Source organism: Enterovibrio calviensis DSM 14347 (assembly GCF_000621165.1).
Classification (GTDB): Bacteria; Pseudomonadota; Gammaproteobacteria; order Enterobacterales; family Vibrionaceae; genus Enterovibrio; species Enterovibrio calviensis.
Genome location: NZ_KK211219.1, coordinates 40,242 through 62,833 on the forward strand (window position 1 = coordinate 40,242; position 22,592 = coordinate 62,833).

General features: G+C 48.8%; 23 protein-coding genes. 11 read left to right on the forward strand and 12 right to left on the reverse strand.

What is annotated here, in order from left to right:
• Nucleotides 1-62: 62 nt before the first annotated feature.
• Together Q365_RS0124080 and Q365_RS0124085 are read right to left on the reverse strand one after the other, a co-directional pair.
• The gene (locus tag Q365_RS0124080; RefSeq protein ID WP_028025762.1) at nt 63-938 is read right to left on the reverse strand and encodes a carboxylate/amino acid/amine transporter; all 876 of its coding nucleotides are present in this window, start codon (nt 936-938) and stop codon (nt 63-65) included.
• 103 nt (nt 939-1,041) lie between these two features.
• Entirely contained in the window at nt 1,042-1,467 is a 426-nt protein-coding gene (locus tag Q365_RS0124085; RefSeq protein ID WP_028025763.1) for a universal stress protein, read from the reverse strand.
• A 285-nt stretch (nt 1,468-1,752) separates the two neighbouring features.
• On the opposite strand from Q365_RS0124085, the gene ftnA reads away from it, so the two are divergent.
• The 5 genes from ftnA to cspE all read left to right on the forward strand — a co-directional run bounded on the left by ftnA (nt 1,753) and on the right by cspE (nt 5,755).
• On the forward strand, nt 1,753-2,280 hold the full coding sequence (gene ftnA / locus Q365_RS0124090; RefSeq protein WP_028025764.1) for a non-heme ferritin: 528 nt from the start codon (nt 1,753-1,755) through the stop codon (nt 2,278-2,280).
• A 56-nt stretch (nt 2,281-2,336) separates the two neighbouring features.
• A complete protein-coding gene (gene uspB, locus Q365_RS0124095) occupies nt 2,337-2,675 on the forward strand; it encodes a universal stress protein UspB (protein WP_028025765.1) in 339 nt (112 codons plus the stop codon).
• A gap of 103 nt (nt 2,676-2,778) precedes the next feature.
• The gene (locus Q365_RS0124100; protein WP_028025766.1) at nt 2,779-3,903 is read left to right on the forward strand and encodes a mechanosensitive ion channel family protein; all 1,125 of its coding nucleotides are present in this window, start codon (nt 2,779-2,781) and stop codon (nt 3,901-3,903) included.
• Between the two features lie 90 nt (nt 3,904-3,993).
• Nucleotides 3,994-5,178 carry a BaiN/RdsA family NAD(P)/FAD-dependent oxidoreductase gene (locus Q365_RS0124105; protein ID WP_028025767.1) on the forward strand — a complete coding sequence of 395 codons (1,185 nt, stop codon included), beginning with the start codon at nt 3,994-3,996 and terminating at the stop codon, nt 5,176-5,178.
• A gap of 364 nt (nt 5,179-5,542) precedes the next feature.
• A complete protein-coding gene (gene cspE / locus Q365_RS0124110; protein ID WP_016960596.1) occupies nt 5,543-5,755 on the forward strand; it encodes a transcription antiterminator/RNA stability regulator CspE in 213 nt (70 codons plus the stop codon).
• A gap of 351 nt (nt 5,756-6,106) precedes the next feature.
• Here the strand turns inward: cspE and ygjK are convergent, their stop codons facing one another.
• The 4 genes from ygjK to Q365_RS0124130 form a co-directional block, all read right to left on the reverse strand.
• The gene (gene ygjK / locus Q365_RS0124115) at nt 6,107-8,680 is read right to left on the reverse strand and encodes an alpha-glucosidase (RefSeq protein ID WP_028025768.1); all 2,574 of its coding nucleotides are present in this window, start codon (nt 8,678-8,680) and stop codon (nt 6,107-6,109) included.
• A 480-nt stretch (nt 8,681-9,160) separates the two neighbouring features.
• Nucleotides 9,161-10,603, reverse strand: coding sequence for a coniferyl aldehyde dehydrogenase (locus Q365_RS0124120; protein ID WP_028025769.1), 1,443 nt, complete (start codon nt 10,601-10,603; stop codon nt 9,161-9,163).
• Between the two features lie 77 nt (nt 10,604-10,680).
• The gene (locus tag Q365_RS0124125) at nt 10,681-11,337 is read right to left on the reverse strand and encodes a tRNA-uridine aminocarboxypropyltransferase (protein WP_081796384.1); all 657 of its coding nucleotides are present in this window, start codon (nt 11,335-11,337) and stop codon (nt 10,681-10,683) included.
• 5 nt (nt 11,338-11,342) lie between these two features.
• Nucleotides 11,343-12,980 (reverse strand): COG3650 family protein, encoded by a 1,638-nt coding sequence (locus Q365_RS0124130; protein ID WP_245621614.1) that lies wholly within the window; start codon nt 12,978-12,980, stop codon nt 11,343-11,345.
• Nucleotides 12,981-13,038: 58 nt separating this feature from the next.
• On the opposite strand from Q365_RS0124130, the gene Q365_RS0124135 reads away from it, so the two are divergent.
• On the forward strand, nt 13,039-13,503 hold the full coding sequence (locus tag Q365_RS0124135; protein WP_028025772.1) for an EVE domain-containing protein: 465 nt from the start codon (nt 13,039-13,041) through the stop codon (nt 13,501-13,503).
• A 78-nt stretch (nt 13,504-13,581) separates the two neighbouring features.
• Here Q365_RS0124135 and Q365_RS0124140 read toward each other — a convergent pair whose 3' ends face one another.
• The 3 genes from Q365_RS0124140 to Q365_RS0124150 all read right to left on the reverse strand — a co-directional run bounded on the left by Q365_RS0124140 (nt 13,582) and on the right by Q365_RS0124150 (nt 17,344).
• Entirely contained in the window at nt 13,582-14,379 is a 798-nt protein-coding gene (locus Q365_RS0124140) for a Cof-type HAD-IIB family hydrolase (protein WP_028025773.1), read from the reverse strand.
• A 145-nt stretch (nt 14,380-14,524) separates the two neighbouring features.
• Complete coding sequence (locus tag Q365_RS0124145) at nt 14,525-15,532, reverse strand: alpha/beta fold hydrolase (protein ID WP_028025774.1); 1,008 nt, start codon at nt 15,530-15,532, stop codon at nt 14,525-14,527.
• Nucleotides 15,533-15,742: 210 nt separating this feature from the next.
• Complete coding sequence (locus Q365_RS0124150) at nt 15,743-17,344, reverse strand: AbgT family transporter (RefSeq protein ID WP_028025775.1); 1,602 nt, start codon at nt 17,342-17,344, stop codon at nt 15,743-15,745.
• Between the two features lie 234 nt (nt 17,345-17,578).
• Between Q365_RS0124150 and Q365_RS0124155 the strand changes: the two genes are divergently transcribed.
• Complete coding sequence (locus Q365_RS0124155) at nt 17,579-18,580, forward strand: acyltransferase (RefSeq protein WP_028025776.1); 1,002 nt, start codon at nt 17,579-17,581, stop codon at nt 18,578-18,580.
• On the opposite strand, the gene Q365_RS0124160 is transcribed toward Q365_RS0124155, so the two are convergent.
• Complete coding sequence (locus Q365_RS0124160; RefSeq protein ID WP_028025777.1) at nt 18,581-18,919, reverse strand: DUF2500 domain-containing protein; 339 nt, start codon at nt 18,917-18,919, stop codon at nt 18,581-18,583.
• Nucleotides 18,920-19,154: 235 nt separating this feature from the next.
• Between Q365_RS0124160 and Q365_RS0124165 the strand changes: the two genes are divergently transcribed.
• The 4 genes from Q365_RS0124165 to Q365_RS0124180 all read left to right on the forward strand — a co-directional run bounded on the left by Q365_RS0124165 (nt 19,155) and on the right by Q365_RS0124180 (nt 21,128).
• Nucleotides 19,155-19,517, forward strand: coding sequence for a hypothetical protein (locus Q365_RS0124165; RefSeq protein ID WP_028025778.1), 363 nt, complete (start codon nt 19,155-19,157; stop codon nt 19,515-19,517).
• A 338-nt stretch (nt 19,518-19,855) separates the two neighbouring features.
• Nucleotides 19,856-20,482, forward strand: a complete 627-nt coding sequence (locus tag Q365_RS0124170) for a lysoplasmalogenase (RefSeq protein WP_028025779.1) — start codon at nt 19,856-19,858, stop codon at nt 20,480-20,482.
• Between the two features lie 13 nt (nt 20,483-20,495).
• On the forward strand, nt 20,496-20,807 hold the full coding sequence (locus tag Q365_RS0124175; RefSeq protein WP_028025780.1) for a putative signal transducing protein: 312 nt from the start codon (nt 20,496-20,498) through the stop codon (nt 20,805-20,807).
• 84 nt (nt 20,808-20,891) lie between these two features.
• Nucleotides 20,892-21,128 (forward strand): YecH family metal-binding protein, encoded by a 237-nt coding sequence (locus tag Q365_RS0124180; protein ID WP_028025781.1) that lies wholly within the window; start codon nt 20,892-20,894, stop codon nt 21,126-21,128.
• A 126-nt stretch (nt 21,129-21,254) separates the two neighbouring features.
• Here Q365_RS0124180 and Q365_RS0124185 read toward each other — a convergent pair whose 3' ends face one another.
• Nucleotides 21,255-21,527, reverse strand: coding sequence for a DUF1145 domain-containing protein (locus Q365_RS0124185; RefSeq protein ID WP_028025782.1), 273 nt, complete (start codon nt 21,525-21,527; stop codon nt 21,255-21,257).
• Nucleotides 21,524-22,159 (reverse strand): 16S rRNA (guanine(966)-N(2))-methyltransferase RsmD, encoded by a 636-nt coding sequence (gene rsmD / locus Q365_RS0124190; RefSeq protein ID WP_028025783.1) that lies wholly within the window; start codon nt 22,157-22,159, stop codon nt 21,524-21,526. The genes Q365_RS0124185 and rsmD overlap by 4 nt, the downstream gene beginning before the upstream one ends.
• Nucleotides 22,160-22,592: the final 433 nt, after the last annotated feature.

Below are 22,592 nucleotides of genomic sequence, written 5' to 3' on the forward strand. Positions count from 1 at the left end.
GGCGGTGTTTTTATATGGAGTTTTGTATGGAAAGCGGCAGCGCGCTGTGCCTGTACTTTGATTTAGGCTTCTGCCGACGCGTGTATTTTCTTTCTCACCCAAGTTTCATTGATCCAGAGTGATGCCAGTATCACCGCCCCTCCCATTGCGAGCGTCATGATGTCCGCATCCCGGTTCCAAATCAGTACATTGACCACAATACCCGCAGGAACTAGCGCATTATTCATGACCGCAAGCGCGCCAGCATTGACCAAGGTAGCGCCTTTGTTCCAAAGGAAATAACCTAATCCAGACGCAACTGTGCCGAGGTAAATCAAAATGCCCCATTGCATGGAGGTGGTTGGTAGCTTGTCTGTATTCCCCAACAGCAAGAAAGCGGGCAGGGCAACGCAGAGTGCGCCAAGGTAAAACAGGCCGAAGACCGTATGCTGCGGCACTTTCTCTTCTGAACGCTCCATCACGACCTTGTAGCTAACCTGTCCGATAGCAAAACAAAGGTTCGCTCCCTGAACAATCAAGAAGCCTTGCATAAAGTTAGGATTGACTGACGCGAACTTAATCACCACCGCGCCCAGTACTGCCAGTGCGGCGGTCATGAGGTACCAAGGTGAGAAACGGCGATGCAATAAATCATACGTCAGCGTGACATAAATGGGCGTGAAAACGGTAAACAGTAAGACTTCGGGAACAGAAAGGTACAAGAAGGACTGATAGTAAAAACAATACATCAGTCCCAGCTGAATACCACCAATGGCCATCAGTTTGAGCATTAAGGGGCGAGGTACGCCTTTTAGGCGAAGAAACGGCAGAAAGACAACGGCTGCCAATGCCACACGAGTGATCACAGAGAACCACGCATCCACCTGACCGGCGAGGTAAACGCCGATTAAGCTAAAAGAAAAGGCCCATAGGAGGGTAATAAACGCGAGATATCCCATAACGATCCCTATTTGGTAGTAAATTGCCGCAAAGTGTACCCGAAATTGCAGCAATAGGTAGGGATCGTCAATCTGGACGGAGCAGCGACACGAGTCAGTGCGATCAGTTTGGCAATGGCACCATTAGCATGTCGACAGGGGTTTTATTGATCAACTGTTTAGCGGATGAAATCAAGGTGCTCCAGAAATCTTGATGGTGACCACAGATCACCAGATCGATACCGAAGTGTTGAATTGACTCGGTGATCTCTTCAGCTAAATCCCCGCTGGCCACCAAGGTGTTTGTTACTGGAACATCAACATGTTTCGCGAGCGTATTAAGCTGTGATTGTGCTTCATCAATGATGTGGTTACGCGTTTCAACCATGTTCACGTCAATCAGGCCCGTGTAAAGCTGCGCGTAATTCACATCGATGTGGATCAGCGACAGCTTAGCGCCAAGTGGCTTTGCAAGCGCCGCCCCTTTTTGCACCAGAGATTCGCTGTCTGCTGACAAGTCGACAGCGACCAAAATGTGTTTATAGCTCATAGCCTGACTCCTAAAGGGTTCTTATTGAGGCTTGCTAGCGTAGTTCGAGAGCCTGATGTTTGTTTTGCATTGTGGTGCTCGTCGAGCCACCTGAATTCAGTTCGGTGTATGCTAGCAATGAATTCTGATCAGAAATTACCACTGTCTCCAAAGCAAGACTGTAGCAGAGATCCCAATGCCAGTGAGCGCCTAAATAACTTGTGACTTAAGAATGCCGGAGAGGGTTGAAATACAACCGCTTGCCAGACAAAATGCCTACCATATTTAAGAGAAGGGACACAAAGCATGCTAGCAAAACCAATGATTGACCAACTGAATGCGCAGATTAATTTGGAGTTTTTTTCATCAAATCTATACTTACAAATGAGTGCTTGGTGTGAAGACAGAGGGTTTGAAGGTGCAGCGCAGTTTATGCGTAAGCATGCGCAAGAAGAAATGGAGCATATGCAGCGCTTATTTACCTATGTAAGCGAGACAGGCGCAATGCCAATTCTGGGCACGATTGAAGCGCCGCGCCATAGCTTTGAATCACTCGGTGAAGTGTTTCGTGAAACGTACAAACACGAACAACTTATTACTGAGAAAATTAATCATTTAGCACACGTGGCGTTCACCACTCAGGATTACTCTACATTTAACTTCCTGCAATGGTATGTCGCCGAACAGCACGAAGAAGAAAAACTATTCAAAAGCGTCATCGACAAAATTGAACTGGTAGGGGAAGACGGAAAAGCCCTGTTCTTCATTGATAAAGATTTGGCAGAAATGGCGAAACAAGCGCCAACTTCTGTGATGGATAGCCCAGTGGCTTAAGACAGTTATCGCGTCTTCGCTCGGGCTTCCCATCGTTAATTATGGGAGATGAAACCATGAGCGGAGACGCCTTAATAATTGCGATTTTTTTCGTCGCGTTAGCTAATATCCTGCGCTACTTAAGCTCACTTCGAGCGCTACTCGTGATGATGCGAGAAGCCAATCCTTTGCTGTATCAGCAAATGAATCGAGGCAATAATTTTTTCTCCTCTCAAGGCGATATCAGCCGTCAGAAACGATTGTTCCATTACATACGTAGTCAGGAATATCTTCATCACCATGATGGCGCCTTTATTGCCAAGTGCAACAAAGTCAGGCACTTATTCATTCTCTCGACCGCCCTTATACTCGCTTTGGTTGTTTCACTCTTTTTTGTGGCGTTCACAGGTCTTTAAGCACGTATCCACCTCATAACGAAAAAACGCCGACAGAAGTCGGCGTTTTTTTTGTTACCCTCGTTATCAAGGAAAACATCAATCAAAGAAAAGGGACAACGACGTGGATGGATTTTGGGCGTGGTGGCGTTCTAGTACAGAAGAACTTAATTTTGCTTGGCTAGAACATATCGGCGTGTTGCTCGCAATGGCTGCGTTTGCATGGGTGATTTGGCATGTGGTTTTTGGGCGTTTAGTGGCGATATCAACGAAGACCAAAACGGAATGGGACACCATCATGCTGCAGTCGGTCAGCACGCCTGTCAGTGTGTTGATTTGGTTGTGGCCTTCTAGTTTTGTGTTGGACAGCCTATTGGCGGTCACTGAAAAAGCAGGAGGAAGCTGGCTGTTTATCTCCCGAAGGGTGATGGTGTTCGCGGTTATCCTTTGGATCATGTTGCGATTGGTCAATCGCGTTGAAGCCTACTTAATGAAATCCGATACCCGCGACCAGACTACTGTCTCGGCCATGGGGCACATCTTGCGTCTGCTCTTGGCAGTTATCGGCGTGCTGACGGCATTGCAGGCATTTGGCATTAGCTTGACGGGTTTGCTGACCTTCGGTGGTGTTGGCGGGCTAATCGTTGGCCTTGCAGCGAAGGATTTACTGTCAAACTTCTTTGGCGGCTTGATGATCTACTTCGACCGTCCATTTAGTGTCGGAGACTGGATAAGCTCGCCTGATAGGAACATCGAAGGCACGGTTGAACGGATCGGCATGCGCATGACCATGATACGCACCTTTGAAAGCCGCCCTTTGTATGTGCCCAACTCGGTGTTCAGCAGCATAGTGGTGCAAAACCCTTCGCGTATGCAGCATCGACGAATCAATGAAACCATCGGACTTCGCTACAAAGATGCCAGTAAAATGTCGGCAATCGTGGCGGATGTTAAAGCCATGCTCGAAACGCACCCTGACATTGAGCAGCGTGCCACCTTGATGGTCAACTTCGATGCCTTCGCAGGCTCATCACTCAATTTCTTTATTTATACGTTTACCAAAACCGTCAATTGGGCGCGTTACCACGAAGTGAAACAAGACGTGATGCTGCGAATTGTTGAAATTGTTCATGCACATGGCGCAGATTTCGCCTTCCCGTCTCGCACTATTTCGTTTGATAACGGCGAGGCCATCGAGGCCGCCATCCCTGTGCCTGAGGCGCTCGGAGGCGCACCAAACAATCTGTGAGTGTTAAACTCACTGGCTCAAGGTGATCAGGGCGGCTACAATGCCGCCCTATTTGAAAGCAGACCGTATTTGAAGCAGTAGAGTGTAGTGATGAAGCAAGTTGATGTGGTGATCATTGGTGCAGGCGCAGCAGGCCTGATGTGCGCCGCGCAGGCGGGTAAGCGTGGTCGTTCCGTGCTGGTGGTCGACAATGGCAAAAAACCGGGACGTAAAATTTTGATCTCTGGTGGTGGTCGTTGCAACTTCACCAACTACGATGTCACGGCGGCGAACTTTGTCTGTCGTAATCCGCACTTTGCTAAATCGGCATTGGCGCAATATAGCCAATGGGATTTCTTCTCTATGGTTAATGAGCACGGTATCGCATGGGAAGAGCGCGAACACGGGCAGCTTTTCTGCATCGACTCGGCGAAAGATATCGTCGAAATGCTGTTAAAAGAATGCGATATGCCGAATGTCGAGCAGCGTTACCGTTGTGACGTGCATGACATCGAAAAAACAGAGCAAGGCTTCACCTTAAAACTGGATACCGACACCGTCGCTTGCCAATCACTGGTCGTGGCTACCGGCGGATTATCTATGCCGAAACTGGGTGCGACGCCGTTTGGCTATCAAATTGCAGAACAATTTGGCCTGGCGCGTATACCCACCACAGCCGGCTTAGTGCCGTTCACGCTGCACGACAAAGACAAAGCGGCGTTTTCCGATCTGTCAGGTATTGCCATTCCGGTTACCGTTACGTCAGAAAATGAAGTGACGTTCAAAGAAAACCTCTTGTTCACGCATCGCGGTCTGTCTGGTCCGGTCGTGCTTCAAATCAGCTCATATTGGGTGCCAGGCGAGAAGGTGACAGTGAACCTGCTGCCGGACTTGGATGTGGTAGACACGCTGAATGCGATGCGAGAGAAGCATCCCGCGCAAAGCCTGAAGAACAGCTTGTCCCGTTTGCTACCCAAGCGTTTGGTTGAAGCGATGATCACGCGTGGCGATATGGAAGATAAACCGCTTAAGCAGTTATATCCAAAAGACATCGAAAAGCTTGCTGAATACCTGCACCAATGGAACATTGCCCCGAATGGCACCGAAGGTTATCGCACAGCTGAAGTCACCTTAGGTGGCGTGGATACCGATGAATTGTCATCGAAAACCATGGAGACAAAGAACGTCTCAGGGCTTTATTTTGTTGGTGAAGTCATGGATGTGTCTGGTTGGTTAGGCGGGTATAACTTTCAATGGGCTTGGAGCTCGGGCTGGGTCGCAGGGCAACATGTTTGATGTGTGAGTGTGGTTTGATATCCGTAGTGTAATTCCGCCTAAGTTATTGAAAATAAATCAAGTTGGAGTCTCTTTGAGGCTCCGCTAACGTGACCCAACACAGCTTTTTTTCTACGCGCTGATATTAAGTTTTAAACCCTCAAAATAAACCTTTACAAAAATAACTGTTCGAGTATTATTCACCTCGCTCTGTTGTGCAGGGTTATTAATGAAACACGTAAAGTAAAAGTTAAAATTCAGTTTGCCTTCCATTGTTGTGCCCTCTGCGTTTCCCTTAGCTTCATCGTAACATTCAATAATTCAGGTTCTCAGTGCATCGCATTATTGCGAATTTCTTATGAATTAATATATTAAGGGACACACAATGTCTAACAAAACAACTGGTCTGGTAAAGTGGTTTAACGAAGAGAAAGGTTTCGGTTTCATCACTCAAGACAACGGCGGTGCTGACGTATTCGTTCACTTCCGTGCAATCGCTTCTGAAGGCTTCAAGACTTTGGCTGAAGGCCAAAAAGTATCTTTCGAAGTTGAGCAAGGCCAAAAAGGCCCACAAGCTGCAAACGTTGTAGCTCTGTAATTTCGAAAGAAGACGCAGATGGTTATCCATCTGCGTTTTTTTATATCTAAAATTCGTCAAATCCATTCTATAACTCTCCTCAGTAATACTTTCTAACACTTCTTTTGCTCCTGTTTTAATTCTTTGTTACTCATTTCTCAGCTCAATTTCTATTGTTATTTATTGTCGCTATATTTATTCCTAATATATTTTTACCGCCAATGTTCACGTCTTTGCTTGGGTATATGCGTTGTTGTTAACGTAAAAAAGGCGCTACCCGAAGGCAGCACCTGTTTGTATTGATGCGGATCGTGGTGTTCTGCTAGTGGCTTTTCAGCGCGTCAGTGGCAAAACCATCACGGTAAAGCGCTATCAGAAAAAGTCGCGATAGAGCATGTACAAGTGGGCGGCGCTCCACGAGAAGTTAGATGCTCCTTGAACCGCGCCAGTCTCTGGGTTGTAGTTCTCTCTAATTGCACCATCTGCGGTCATGCCCTCGGCATTTTCAAACAGTTGATGGGCCATCTGTACAGCTTCCGTACCGTAGCCGTAATCTTCCATCGCCTTTACGCCAAAATAGAACTGATCTAGCCACACGCGTCCACGCCAATAAATATCTTTGCCATACGCAGGGTTGGTCTGGCTTGCTGTTGGCAATGACACCCCATAGCCAGGGAAGGCGTCTGACGTGGCGAATTCACTCGGGTCAATCATGGTTTGAACCACGCTATCAGCCTGCGATTGGGTTGCTGCGCCGTTGAATAATGGCCCCCAACCTTCAGGCCCACGGCCACGTTCGACAAGAGGTTCGCCCGCACAGGTAATACCGTTTTTTTGGTATTCGGTGTTATTGCCGTTTTGGTCCACCATCCGAATGTCGTAATAGAAGCCAGTGCTTTCATCAAACATACAGGTATTGATGTATTGCTTGATACGCTCCGCGCCTAAACGAAATTCTTCGGCGCGCGCTTTTCCAGCAACGGTTGCCGATACTCGCTCTGCCATGTCTGCGAGGTAGAAGTTATCCGAGTACATGTATGACGCTTGGTCTACCGACTCTTGCAGCATCGAGAACCCAAGTAGTGCGTTTGATTCGGCATCTCGGTTCTCTGCAAAGCGAACTTGCCAATCTTTGCGAGCTAGCAACAAATCACCGTCATAATGAGCGTCTGCATAAGCTTGAGTCTGTTCTTGAGTGATAAAGCCAAAACGGGCTGCGTTATCCATCCCAGACTCCCATCCTGCCGCTTCTTGCGCGCCAACATGTAAATCAGAATAGGTGACGGTATCTAGAATTTGGTTGTAGTTATCGACGCCAATCACTTTGTATATCTTCCCATCCGCAATGTTTTCAGCGGTGTCGATAACAATGGCGTTCGAGCCAAATTTTGCGGTGAGATCTTCGGTGGTCGTCACTTCAACATACATGCGGCCATCATCGGTGTTGTGTGATGGGTCAACAGCAGCGCCGTATTCAGGCACACCATTGTTGTTGTGGTCGCGATTTCGCAGCCACCAGTCATGGTAAGCCACTAATTTCGGATACATCTCATCAATCCACGCTTGTGCATCGTCTGGGCGGTTAAATTCGTCGCGCAGCGCGTTGTACACTTCCATGACTGACCATGCTGCCAGCGAAGGCTTGGTGTTACGCTCATTCCAGTTTTCAGATCCCGCACCACCGCGAGATTCTGGTGCGGTGTAAGTGACCACATCCAGCAGATACCCTTTGTCTTGCGGGCGAATTACATCGTTATCTTGTACTTGATATTGGAACACTGTACGGATGTTATCCATGGCGATGTCTGGGTTGAAGTGCGCCATGGCATAAGCTTGCTTCCATGTATCCCAAGGCCAAGTCAGGTTGCCCGAGAACCAACGCCCAGTGACTGATGGGGTCACGGTATCGTGTTCGACTTCTCCTGCTGCAGAGCGCCAGTTACCATTCAGGGTCATCATCGCCTTAACACCCACTCGCTTTTGCTCTGTGGTGGCATCAGTATTGGTCAGGCCCTTGCTCAAGTAGCCTTCCCAGCGAGATTTAGCGGCGTCCATGTAGTCTGAAGGCGCGTTGAATATTGCTGCAATCTTAGTGGATTCAGCTTTCACTTCTTGCGCATTGTGCAGGTGCGAGTAGGTGGTAAACAGCGATGTTTCGCTATTAGCGCCTACAGAAATGACAGCGGTCTCGGTAAACGCGAGTCCGTTAATTGTGGTGCCGGTTTCCACTGATCGAGCAATCACGATGGATGCATCAGCATCGCTGCGAATGGCCCAGTTGTTTTTCATCTCGTTCGCATTGATGGTCAAGCCAAGATCTGATTTCTCAATGCGGCGACCATATTCTGGATACATTTCATCGACAGAGAGTGCGGGTTTGGTCGAAATGGCGTGGGCTAACAGTTCACCTTGCCACTCAGCCGTAAAGGTGCGTTTTTCTCCACTGATATCGGTTAAGCGAGTTTCCAATAGGGAGGTTCGGTTGGTGGCAAATCTTAGGGTTAATTTCACCTTGAGTGTTGGTGTGGAAAGCTCCTGAATCAGCGCGTCAGGGGTGCTGTAAACGTTGGCTTCTGCATTGGCTAAGTCAATAACATCGCCTGTCTTGCGGTCAGTAAGGACTAACTTATCAAAGGTCTGATCGGATATGTAATGGGCGTACTCCTGCGTAACTTGCATGATGCCGCCAACCGCTCCGTAACCCGCTTCATCTGCTGGCAGTAGGTGTCCATGCCACGCGCCGTTATCGACAAAGGCGTTGTATTTTAGATTGCTATATTCGTCGTAATCACGAAGAAACTGTGGGTCGCCTTGGCGGTTAAGTACGTCAGTGTATTGTTCTAATACAACACCGCTGTCAGTGCCGTTATTGTTGTCATCGTTACAACCCACTAAGGCTAAGGAAAGCAAAATACACGCAGAAACGGGAGCTAGCTTAAACTTCATTTTCATACCTACCTACACATCGACATCTGGCGACTTTTGTTGCCAGAAAATATGGGGGAATCATAAGAGGTGTTAAAAAATGAAATTGAAACCAAGATCACGAGGAAACGCTTCGTTACCTGAAATTACAACTGCTTAGGTGGATGTTTTTCACTCGTCAGTCAACGACCCGCATCATGGTTTTGTGTCCTTTTGTCCAAGAAGAAAGAAGGCAATATCGCTAGGCAGGTTATCGCGCCGTTTTGAAAAAAAAGTTTGAGTGATAAGTGCTGAAGTTGGGTGACGTCAACGTTATACGTGGGGGCGTTCGTTGGAAACAAGGTCTCTTTTGCTATTCAACAGCCAAGCATTTCAGATGATGCAATAGGGAAAGATGACATTCTGAAATTAGCAGCACTCATTACATGAAAATAAAGATAAACGGGGTCTGCATGTGCAGACCCCGTTTATGCGCAATGTTACTTCTTTGAGCCTTAAAACCTAGCGCAAAAATAGCTTAAACATAATCTTCTGCCACCACTTTCCGTAGGGCGGAGCCATCAGTTTGCCTGGGTTGAGCTTCCCTCGGGTGAACACGGTTTTGGCATGGCTGAATGTGCGGAACCCTTCAATACCGTGGTAATGGCCAAGCCCTGATGGACCGACACCACCGAAAGGCGCATCATCAACTGCTACTTGCATAATGGTGTCATTGATCGCGATAGAACCTGAATGGGTATGACGGATCACGTGGCGCGTAAAATCTTGATCAAAGGTCATCAAATACAGCGCCAGCGGTCGTGGCATGTTCTTCACTGTATCTATCACATCATGCACGTTGTTATAGGTAATGATAGGGAGCAGTGGGCCAAAAATTTCTTCCTGCATGATGGCGCTGTCTTCGGTGGGATTGATCACCAAATGGAGTGCCATCTTTCGAGAGTCTGGTACGGATGCGACATCGCCTAGCGCGATGACGTTAATTTCGCGCTGCTTGGCATCATCAATCAGTGATTCAAGCCTTGCGAATTGGCGGTCATTAATAATGGCGGTGCGATCGGCACTTTGTATGCCTTTCGGATAGGCGGCATGCCATTGTTGGCGCAGCGCTTCTATCACATCATCCAATTGGTCTTCGTGAACAAACACATGATCGGGCGCGACACAGATTTGTCCTGCATTGAGGTTTTTGCCAAACAGCAAGCGTTCAGCCGCCAGCGCAGGGGAGATATCAGGCGCAATGATCACCGGCGATTTTCCTCCTAACTCCAACGTGACAGGCGTCAGGTTGGCGGATGCCGCTTCCATCACTTTCTTACCCACTTCGGTCGAGCCTGTGAATAGCAGGTGATCAAATGGAAATTGGGTAAATGCCGTTGCCACTTCAACCTCACCTTCGATGACCGCCACTTGGTCTTCCGAAAATGCGTCGCTCAGTAGGGCTTTTAAAGCTTGATTGGTGAGCGGGGTAAATTCGCTCATTTTTAACATCACGCGATTACCGGCTGCTATCGCCGTCATGAGAGGGATAAGGCTTAAGGTGATGGGGAAATTCCAAGGTACGATGATGCCGACGACACCGAGAGGTTGATAATGAATCTCTACCTTGGCAGGCGCTAATAATAACCCAGCCGAGCGACGTGAGGGTTTCATCCAACGTTTGAGTTTGCGCTTGGTGTACCTAAGCATTTGAAAGCACGGCATGATGTCAGCCATGAGGCTGTCGGTATGACTTCGATGACCATAGTCTTGCGAGAGTGCTTCAACCAGCTTGCTATAGTGGGCTTTGAGCGCTTTTTGCAGTCGATTGAGATCGTCGATGCGCTGCTCATAGCTGCTATCAGGAACCGACTTGCTCAAGGTAGCAATAGATGAAAATTGAGCCTGAAGCACTGTGATGGTTTGGGCTTTTGGCTGGCTGGCGGTCACCGAAGCTGTGGTCATTGTAAAGTGCGTCCTTCCTGCACGGGTGTTTGCATAACATTAAGGTCTGACCACAATATTGGCAAGTTTGTTAGTGACTATTGCTGCTGTGATTGTGACAACGGTTGCGACAGTGCCACATGATTACGGTCTGCCTCGAATGTCGCAATAAACTCATGAAATAGATGAGAAACTGCGCCCGCATTCTCGCTTTCATGCATTGCGGTTAATATCTCAATGCCAACCTCGCAAGTGCAAAGTGAACCCGTGGGTTGATTGCGCCTGAGTGAATAGTTTGTTGTTAGCCCATCTGGCAATGTCACCGTGGGAATGTCCTCTAACCATGGGCTTTGGCGAAGCATTTTTCGCGCCTGTTGCCACGTCGCATCCACAATGATGAAGTGCAATGGCTTGGCGTATGACGCGGATGAATGGCGCGTGACTACCGCGTCGAGAGGCAGTGCTGTTTCGCTTGGGAATACCAAGTAGGGCTGAGCAGCGGGGTCTGCCAACAGTGTAAGTAGTTCTGCGGGTGGCGTTTTCCGTTGCCAGATATGTCGACGACAATGAGGCAACGCCGCCTCTAATAGACGGCCTGTGTTGCTGGCGCGCATAGCCTCGGTTTCGTGCATTAGTAGCTCGATACGCACCTGGCTTTGCAGCGCCGGTATGCGCTCGCACAAGCAATTGTAATGAAAGCCGCAGCCTCGGCATGGCGCTGGTTTGGTCGACAAAACGGTTTCCTCTTTCTTCATCGCTTTTACTTGAACGTGATGCCTTGTTGCTGCGGATAGATACCGTCGGCAAACAGATAGATATCACTTTCATCAGGCAGGCTCACTTCAGGGGCCAGTGAAGGGTTGCTCGGATAACGTTGGCCGTCAAACAAGAGCACGCGTGTCGACGCTTTCGCGCCACCACCGCCCACTGGCATGATCAAATCACGCCAGCCATTCTGGGTGATGCTTCCGAGTTGGAAGGGCAAATGAACCAATGTGATCCGGCTGTTGAAGTGCCAGTCACCATTCTGGTTATCAAACACCAACAATGTGCATCCACCGCTGCCGCACCAGTCTGTAAAAACAAAAAGCTCGTCATTGCCATCATCATTGAGATCTTGGGTTAACCAACGGTAACGCATACCAGACGCTTCTCTTGCTGCGTCGCCGAGGTATGCCAGCAATGCCGCATCCACGTCGGGGTTATAGGTTGAAGAGCCTTCGACGCCATAAGAGGCGACCGCTGATCCGGTGCTGGTTGCCGCGTTGGCAGTATTGCCTACCATCAATGACAAGGCTAACCCTTCGGTGCCTAAGCTGTACTCGCGGCCATTTACGGTTTCAGTTTTTGCCGTGAGCGTTAAACCGTTGCGCTGAAATACGCGCTCACTGACCAGATATTGCCCTTGATGACGTGTCATCATCACTTGAACTTCGTTGGGGCGGACTTGCTGCCATATGCCGGTTTCTTCGATATCTGGCTCATTGGCTTGCTGGTAGCGCGTGGTCGCCGAATGGTCATCATTGAGAGTGACTGTGGTGGTGAGTCGAACATCACCTTGTGCTGTCATGCCTTGGTAGTCGCCCACCCAAGTTTGAGTGGGATCGTCGGCTGACAAGGTCGCACAACCTTCCCAAGACTCTTTGCCTTTGGTGAACGTCGATGTCCAGCCATAGACACTGTCACTCATACCATCGCTACACAGCCCAGGGCTAAGCGTCAATGTGGCGCCTTCCGCGTGATAAACGCGAGCGTCGGGGGTGACATGTCGTTCTCTAAGTGTGAAGTTTTCGCTTTCAAAGCCCAAGCGACTCATTTTTAGTGTATTGCTAGAGACGGACACTGACCAGAATGGCTCAGTACCTGAGGCCACGGTGCGATCGCGACGTTGCTGACAGCCATCGATTTCACCAGACATGAGGTTGAGTTGCGTCACTTTGAATACCGCAGGGTAGTCCGCTGCAAATCCATCGTGTGGCGGGGCGACAAACTCGCCGATCATCTCGCCATACATGGTGTTGTAAGGGCTAGCGCTCGGGGCCATGCTTTTTTGACTGATGCTCGGGTCAAACTGTAACCAGTATTGGCTATTGCTACCGCATGGGGTGATAGAACGCGCTTCGTGTCCTAGGGTCACGTCACCGCGCAACATAAAGCGCTGAATTGTAGCTGGTTTAATGGCTTGGTCGGATGCTTCTGGAGATGCCTGCGGGGACAAGTCGTCTGAGTTGCCCAACTCGACCGGACCAGAAGGCGACAGGCTACAAGCGGTAAGCAGGCTAATTGCACTCGCGATGCTTAGTGTTTTGATAAGGCGGCAGTTTGAGGTTGGCAACGGAGATTCCTCTTCTCTTTCATTAGCTAACAGGGTATACCAAAGAAACCTGAAATCGAGCATCTTCAGGTTACTTGGGTATATACCCTTGATGATTGCATTCACACCAATTGGGGGAATTATGGCGTATTGGCTGTTAAAAACCGAGCCAGATACTTTTTCTATAGACACTTTAAAACAGCAAAAGGTCTCTTGCTGGGAAGGGGTTCGAAATTATCAGGCTCGAAACATGATGCGCGATGGCATGAAACTCGGTGATTCGGTGCTGATTTATCACTCGTCATGCAAAGATGTTGGCGTGGTGGGTATGGGGGAAGTCGTCAAAGAGGCCTATCCCGATCATTTCCAATTCGACCCTGAAAGCCCCTATTTTGACCCAAAAAGCTCCCCTGAAAATCCACGCTGGATAATGGTTGATATCGAATACCGTCAACACCTTCGCTATGTTTCCTTGGCTCGTATTAAAGCAAACCCTGCACTGGAAGATATGCCACTGGTGAAGAAAGGCAGTCGACTCAGCATCATGCCGGTCACGGACATGCAGTGGAATGAGATCCTTGCCATGTCGGCAACGTCAATCAGGTAACGAGCGAGAAAGGGTAAGAAAAGAAAACGGCAGCGGGGGGATCGCTGCCGTTGTTATTTCTACGAGAAGCCGTTTTGCTTACAGTAGATGGGTTTCTAAGTAGCGAGCAACGGCTTCATCAGCGTTGCTACCAATCACTTCGTTGTTTGGCAGGGTGGCTTTCACACGCGGGTGCGCGGTTTCCATCACCAAGCCTTTCTTCGCCGCCGTCAGCATTTCTACGTCGTTCATGCCATCACCAAAGGCGATGCACTCTTCAAGGCTAAAGCCTTTGATTTCCGCGACCGCTTTTAGCGCTTCACCTTTTGATACGCCAGCGCCCATTACTTCAAGACAGAATGGCGTCGAAAATGCCACGCTGACCTTATCGCCAAACTTTTCAACAAGCTTGTGCTCGTAAGTGGTCAGGTAGTCGTGGTCATGGCGGATGAAGAAGATTTTTGCCACGTCTTCTAGTGGCGGATTTTCTGGGTCAAACAGCTCTGCGCTAAAACCAGAATCCTTGTGGTATTTCGCCAAGTCTTCATCAATGCGGTTCAGCAACCAGTCGTTTTCACGATAGATATGGATAGTGATGGTTTCATCATCTTTCACCATATTGATCAATTCAGGAATAAGCGCAGGGTCGACATTGCGGCTGAAAATCAGGTTATCGTCAGCATCATGAACGCGTGCACCGTTAGAGGTGATCATGAAGGCCGGAATCCCCACGTTTTGTCGAATGTGTGCCACATCGATATGGTGACGGCCTGTTGCGAAGACAAAGTGCTCGCCTTTTTGATGCAGGCGCTGCAGGACATCGCGAGTGTATGGGGCGATGCTATGTTCGGGAGTCAGCAGAGTGCCGTCGAGATCGGATGCAACGATTCTGTACATGTGTACCTCAAATTAAAGAAGGATATGCAATACATCCCCAGTGTATCGAAGCACCCGAGAAAGAAAAGGGATCAAATGGCCGGCAGTTTTTTCCCGTTTAGGTCAAATAACCGGCACTCCACTGGGGTTCGCAACGCTCTCTCGATTACGCAGACTGTTCTAAGGGTGTATTAGCCATCTCATTGAAAAAATTGAGAGATAGGCTCAACGCCGCGTCACGAATGGCGTCTTTCTCAAACAACAGCTCGTGGCGAGAATCCGCCACTATTTCAAATTGGATAGGAAGACCCGCTTCCTGTCGTTTGCGATGGAAATTGAACATGGCATGGTTGCACACCACCTCATCACGCGCAGCTTGCATCAATAAAATCGGCATCTCGATAATGCTCGCGGCTTTAAGGGCGCGTTCGCAGGCTGACATACTTTGCCAAATCCACTGCGTGCTTGGGCCGCCTACTTTCAGTGTCTTGTCATCTTCATACAGGTCACGAAACCATTGGTAGCGCGCTTGAGAGCTTGTCAGCAAGTTGTGCTTGAATGGCTTTAACCAATACGGCACTTGTCCCGGTGCATAGCTTGCTGGGTGATGGATCTCAGACAAGAAACGACAGAGAGGCTTGGCCGCTTTTTGCAGTAGCGGAGACAGGTTGATACCCAACATTGGGGCGCTTAATGCTAACGCATCAATGGCCGCTGGCTTTCTGGCTGCATAAAGCGCCGAGATAGCACCACCCATTGAGTGGGCGAGGATCATGCGCTGCTGGTGGGGCTTTTGTGTGACGACTTCATCGATAAAGGTTTCTAGGTCATCAACATAGTGCTCAAACTCAACCACATGGCCAATGTCACTGCCCGTCACTAAACGGTGGCTGTGGCCCTGACCGCGGTGATCGCAGCTGTAAACGTCATACCCTTGTTGGAATAGGTCGAAAAACACTTCCTGATATTTTTCTATCGACTCAATGCGGCCATTGACCACCACAATAGCGCGAGTGTGTTCGGGCTTCGTAAAGGCGCACCACGGCAAACGCAGACCATCTTGACCAATGATTTGCCCTTGCTGACGATTCGCCCAGAAAGGGGCAACCTGATCCGTCATTGTGGTTGTGAGTTCATCTTCGCGAGAAAATAAAAAAGGGCGTTCAATTGACATGTACATTCCGCTCTTGGGTTTTTATTTAGCATATCACGGCAGGCGAGAAGTGCTTGGTTAAGTGTTAGCCAATCTCGCTGATCGGTGCTGATACCGTAGGTTGAGACAAGATTTAGGCGGATAGAAACCGCAAATAGTCACAAACAAAAACAGCCAGCAAAGGCTGGCTGTTTGGACTTCATGCAAATTGTACTATTACGTCGAATGGCTTTATTGCGCGAAGTTAAAGTAGGTGGCAGAGCCTGGGCCGACTGGCATGCCTGCAACAAATACCCACAGGTAGAAGAATACGCTCCAGCCAACAAGGAATATCAGGCTGTATGGCAGCATGGTCGCTATCAAGGTACCGATACCCAAATCGCGTTTGTATCGAGAAGCTACCGCCAGAATCAGACCAAAGTAACTCATCATCGGGGTGATCAGGTTGGTCACCGAGTCACCGATACGGTACGCCGCTTGAATGGTTTCTGGTGCGTAGCCAACCAGCATCAGCATAGGAACGAATATTGGTGCTGTCACTGCCCACTGTGCAGAGGCTGAACCCAGTGTCAGGTTGATGATGCCGCACATGATAATGAAGGCAAAGAACAGCATTGGGCCAGTCAAACCGATACTTTGCAGGAAGTCCGCACCGCCTACCGCAATCACCTGTCCGAAGTTCGTCCACTTAAACAGAGCAACAAACTGCGCGGCAAAGAACACCAGTACGATGTACAGACCCATGGCGCTGATGGATTTCGCCATCGCATCAATCACATCACGGTCATTGTTCATGGTGCCAACGGTTTTACCGTAGACGTAACCTGGGATAGCAAAGAACACCAGAATGAATGCGACGATACCTTTCAAGAATGGTGAGCCAGCAACAGCGCCAGTTTCAGGGTGACGCAGGATGCCCCACTCAGGCACGATGGTCAGTGCCAGTAGCGCAGAGACAACCAGTGCTGCGATACCTGCATTGCGCATGCCGCGTCTTTCAAGGTCGGTAACTTTGCCTGCTTCTTTGGCTTCAAAATCTTCTGCCGCCATCGATTGGTCGTATTTACCCAGTTTCGGTTCAACGATTTTCTCTGTGACCCACGCACCTAGGATGGTGATCAAGAAGGTTGAGGCAAACATGAAATACCAGTTTGCTTCAGGGCCGACGGTGTAGCTTGGGTCAATCATCTGTGCTGAGGTTTCGGTGATGCCAGACAGCAGTGGATCGACAGTGCCCAATAGCAAGTTAGCGGAGTAACCACCGGAAACACCGGCAAACGCCGCAGCCAGGCCAGCCAGAGGGTGGCGACCTAACGAGTGAAAAATCATCGCAGCGAGCGGGATCAGTACAACGTAGCCAAGCTCTGACGCGGTGTTTGATACGATACCAGCGAAGACCACGGTCAGAGTAACCATGCGCGCTGATGCGCCCATGACCATTGAACGCATGGTGGCAGACAACAGGCCTGAGTGTTCAGCGACGGCCACACCCATCATGGCAACCAGCACGGTGCCTAGGGGCGCAAAACCGGTGAAGTTTTTCACTAGGTTGGTCACAATCAGTTGAACGCCTTCTGCGTTTAGCAGGCTTTTCACATAGATCATGCCGTCGGCAGCGCGTCCCGCGGTTCCTTCTGGACGAGGATCGGCAACAGACATGCCGAAGTAACCGGCAATACCAGAAGCAAAGAAAATGGCCACACACAAGATGGCGAACAAAGTGACGGGGTGCGGAAGCAAGTTACCGAGAAATTCTACGGAATCGAGAAAACGGGAAAAAAGTGATTTTTTCGGCTTCCCGCCATTGTGGTGTTGCGAAGCTGATGTCTGCATCAGTTCCTCCATGTTAAACAACTTTCCATTTTTGTTGGGAGCATGCTAGGTCATGAAAAAGGGTGAATGCAATACTTACTGCTATTAAATGACAATAAATCAGCCATATTATTTAAATAAAACGTAACATTTGGCGTCAAATGTTGTTTGGTTTTTGTTCGGTTTGGCTGAATCGTCACCAGGTTTACAATTCCAATATCAATCGGTGCGGTTGTGCCATTCTCGGAAGATAAGATGCAGAAAAAAGTCTTTTATATTGAACTGTTGCGTGTGATCGCCGCGATTGCCGTGATAGCAATCCATGTGTTGGGACCATATCGCTACATAGTAGGCGATATCCCAGTGAGTGACTGGCTCTCCGCGATTTCAATTAACGGCGCAAGTCGCTGGGCAGTGCCTGTTTTCATCATGATCACAGGTGCATTAATGCTATCGGACGCTCGTTCATTCTCGGCATCGTATTTTGTGAAACGCCGAGTCATGAAAGTGTTTGTTCCTTTTGTGGTTTGGTCTGTTTTTTATGCGTTTTTGGCGGCGATATCGTTACAAAATGTAAATTGGTCAGAAACCGTACAGCGATTGGTGCAATTTCCAGTAGAAGAAACGTATTACCATTTGGGTTTTTTCTACTATTTTCTTCCGCTATATCTTCTCATTCCAATATTACGACCCGTTGCACAGCAAGATTCGCCCGATCTCTTCAATACCCTGTTAGCAATATGGTTAGGCTTATGTACCGCCCGATTAATGGGGGTTAACTTGGGCATCGTTGAAGATTTTGTGCTTTATGGAGGGTATTTACTGCTGGGATATGCACTACACAAGTACGAAGCACCGTTCAGGTTGCTGTTCTTTGTTGGTGTGTTGTCGCTGGTGGCGACGGAGTACACAGCGATTTCTCAAAGTGTCTCAAGAGGGGCATACACGAATGCCGGTTGGTTTTCCTATAAAACGGTCAATACCGTGCTGATCGCAACCATGGTGTTTGTGCTGTGTCAGCGCTGGGCGGAAAACGTCACGCCATCGTGGCAGAAGAGGGTGACGGCGGTGAGTCGGCATTCGCTCGGTATCTACCTCATCCACCCCATATTTTTGTGGCCATTGAGAGAGGCGGATGTAATTTTGGGTATGGCTTGGCTGAGCATTCCATTAGTGACACTGGCCGTGTTCGTGTTGTCATACTGGACCAGTGTCGGACTATCGAGGTGGCGAGTTACCGCATGGCTAGTGCCATGATCACTGAATGGTTTGTAGCTTGGCAAAGTGCACGAAATTAGAACCACGATAGGTGAGTCGACCACAATCACCCGGCTGCAAGGCATGGTAATAGTGAATCCCCACTTGGAATTCGCGTTTCGGGCCTCCTGACATAGGCTCGACATAGATCCAATATTCTTCAGGATCTTGATGCTGTTCATCACTAGGCAAGGCGACGGCTTGCTTATCAAGTATACGAATGTCGATAGCACGCTCTTCTGCACCTTGTCCGAGAGTGTGTTTTTGAAAGGTGAATACAAAGTAGACGCCAGCGATCACAGCAAGGGCGATCACGAGCAAAATCACAGAAATGGGCACGTTTGTCTCCTTTATCCGGCCACAAAAGGCCGGCAGTGAGTCTACTTCAGAACAAGGTCTGACAAACCTTCACCAGAAAAAATTCGTGATCGAAAGCACTTATCTGAGTCAGATTTGGCGCTAACGTAAGCGAAGTTAAAGAGTTTTCTCATTTTTAGTGATATGACGTAAGCTAATGGAAAGAGAAAGTATTGGGTGATAGACACGGCTCAATGACGAACCCGAGGAGGCCAACATGGATGACATTGCAGTTGTTGTGAGACAAAGTCGGCGTCTGGAGCGTTTGCTGAAAGAGCATTACCACGCTCAAGGGCGAGGGCTTCATGAACTTGTAAGCAGTTGCCAAGAGCGATTACCCCATGACGTAATTGCTAAACTGCGCTTCGTTGCCACGATCAGAAATAAAGCGGTGCACGAAGATGGCTACGAAGTGGATGACATGCGAGGTTTCGTTTCTGCCTGTAAGCAGTGCGAAAAAGAACTCGAACCACGCAGTAGTCGAATGATTTGGCGCGCAGCCATTTTCCTTATTTTTGCGGTTACCGCCGGCGCAGTATGGTTCTATATCGAAAACTGGCGCCATATCGTCGGCAATTGATCGACGCGATAACGTGAAACTAAATGGAAGAGCACCTGTATGGGTGCTTTTTTTGTCTCCGCGAGTTGCCCGACATGTTGGTTCGAGATCTTTCTGTGGTGAGGATTATCAAGATTTCGTCGCCAAAATAAGACGAACCGTGAGACGAAAAGGCTTACCCTTTTTAAGGGGATAGACAGTGCTGCCTTGTGATTTTTCTCACCCGTACTGTCAGATGTTATCGACCCCAGAGTTTGATGACGGCTTTTGATGCGTGGTTCGCTTTCTGAGACATGTGCGGTGGACTTTCCATATTGCATCCCTAGACTTGGTTGGCTTGCAATTTAAGGGAAGAATTCATGTTGAGTTGGCTCGCTGTTTGGTGTTCAGGACTACTGCACATCAATGCTGCTTACAAGGGACCTCGCTGGCAGTTTTATCTGTTCAAACCGCTGACGATCGCATTGATGATGCTGATCGTAATAACGGGGGGTGAAGCAAACACTTATACCTACATCATCTTGGCGGGCCTACTGTTCTCGCTGTTTGGTGACGTATTTCTGATGTTGCCAAAAGACAGGTTCATTCCTGGCCTTCTTAGTTTCCTCGTTGCTCATATTTTCTATAGCGTGGCCTTCTGGCAGCAATTTGATGGTGAAATGGTGTGGTGGTTGCCGTCGCTGATTGGTGCCGCCAGTGTGATCATTTTTCTCTTACTGCTTCCCAACCTTGGCCCGCTCTTGGTGCCCGTGGGTATCTATATTGCAGTGATCGCGCAAATGGCATGGGGGGCGGGAGAGTTTTGGATGGACACCCATTCCCAAACGGCGGCTTACGCATTTGGCGGCGCACTGTTGTTTATGGTGTCAGACACCGTTTTGGCATTTGAACGGTTCAAGGGGCCGTTTCGCCTAGCGGTGGTTTTAATCATGAGCACCTATTTTGGCGCGCAAGGTCTTATCACTTTGTCCGCGATCTCTGGGTAGTAAGGAGTCATTGATGTCTTGGGTTCAAGTGTATAGTGCAAGCAATTCACTGGAAGCGCATAGCCTGAAAGGGATGCTTGAAGCCATGGGTATGGACGTCATGCTAAAAGGTGATTCGCTCTCAAGTGCCACCGGAGAGCTGCCCGCCGACGTGGTTGCAGTGACCTTATGGGTGGATGCGTTACGCTCAGCGAAAGCGCGAGAAGCACTTCATCAGTATGAATTGCAGGCAGAAAGTCTTTGGTATTGTTCCTCATGTCAGGAAGAAAACAGCGGTAGCTTTGAGCTTTGCTGGCAATGCAGCACACCGCGCAATGAATCCTGAGTAAGCTTGCTGCATGTCAAAGTAGCGGTAACAAGAGTGTGTTTTTATGCCTTTTGTTTAATGATGTGCGCTGTTGGAGTTTGAATGTCTGCATCAATTCATGTTCATGAGGTACTCAATTACCTCAAAGCTCAATCTGTGTCTGAACAGGCATTGGTTGATTGGGTGAGTGGTCAATGGGGAACATCGGCGCGTTTTCATACGTGTAGCCAAAATGGGCTGTCATTGAGTGAAGTACTCGTCTTTTTGCGCCGCCGAAAGAAAATTCTTGAGCAAGCTGGCTCATTAGTGGTGAACGAAGCGAGTATTTGCCAACACTGATAGTCATATACTGATCATCAAATACAGCATTCAAAAAAGGCCTCGATAGAGGCCTTTTTGCTATTCGCGGTCTATCACCAATACACTTGCCGATACACAGTGTGGGTAAAACAGACTGTCGCGGGTTTACTCGCTCAGCATGTATTTGCGGCGAATATCGAGCAGCGCAAAGATACCAAAGATCAAGATGGACCATTTCTCCCAACGCGTCATGGTGATCTTATCGCCAAAGGCACCGATGAATATCAGCATCTGTAAACCGTGCATACAGAACAAGAAAGCGGTCATAATATACAGCGCCATGGCCGCAACACCTGGGAATGGCGATACGATATTGGCGAGTAGAACTAACCAGACAAAGCCAATGGCTGCTTTCGCTAACAAGATGAGTGCTTTCATTTTTCCTCTCTTAGATACAACCGGAAACTCACTTGTCCGGCGTGTTTTTCCTTAATCATGTCCCAATGGGCGGGAACGTCTGGCAAGCCGAGTTCTTTTTCCGCCTCAATGTAAATCAATGCGTTCTTGTTAAGCCAGCCATTGTGCTCCAGTTTGGTTAGCGCGTCACTTAACAACTCTTTACGAAAAGGTGGGTCGATGAAAACCACATCAAACGGCTGACCCGGCTGCGATAGATACTGCAACGCATCTGTGTTGAGCACGGTAGCATTGTCGGCTTTCAATGTGGCAAGGTTTTGGCTAATTTGCGCCGCCGCACCTTTATCAAGCTCTAACAAGGTGACGTGATCAGCCTGACGCGATAACGCTTCCAGCCCCAAACCGCCGCTACCTGCGAACACATCCAAGCATTTAGCGTGGTGTAAATCTGCTGCGAGCCAGTTAAATACGGTCTCTTTGACGCGATCCGTCGTTGGGCGTAGGCCTTCGACATTTTTTACAGGCAACTTTCGACCACGCCATTTACCCGAAATAATGCGGACAAAACCAGAACCGCCCCCCGTATTTGATGAAGGATGGTTGCCCCTGCTTTGGGTTTGTTTTGCAGGGTTTTTAGGGTTACGTCTTACCATAGATTTTTTGACCGCCAAGAAGGTGTTAGTATATGTCGGTTCGGTAACGGCTCAGCATTTTCAAGGTCAATTTGCCCTTAATTAAATGATCAGCGACGTAAGGGTTTTTGGCCTCTTTCGCCGAATTTTCTGCGCCGCAATGTATGTATTATATCGCCGTTACCACACTGCATAAATAAGGCGCAGTGCTCACAGTTTAAGATCAGCTCGATGTTATCGCGCTGATTGTACCAATCATGCTTTAGGATTTGCCAATGGCAGAAAAAAAGAAACGCGGATTTATGTCCTGGCTGGGTTTCGGCCGTAAGAACGACGAACAAGAACAACAGGCTGAACAAGCCCGTTTACAAGCGGAAGCGGATGCGAAAGCACAGGCTGAAGAAGCTGCACGCCTTCAGGCAGAAGCTGACGCGAAAGCGCAAGCCGAAGAAGT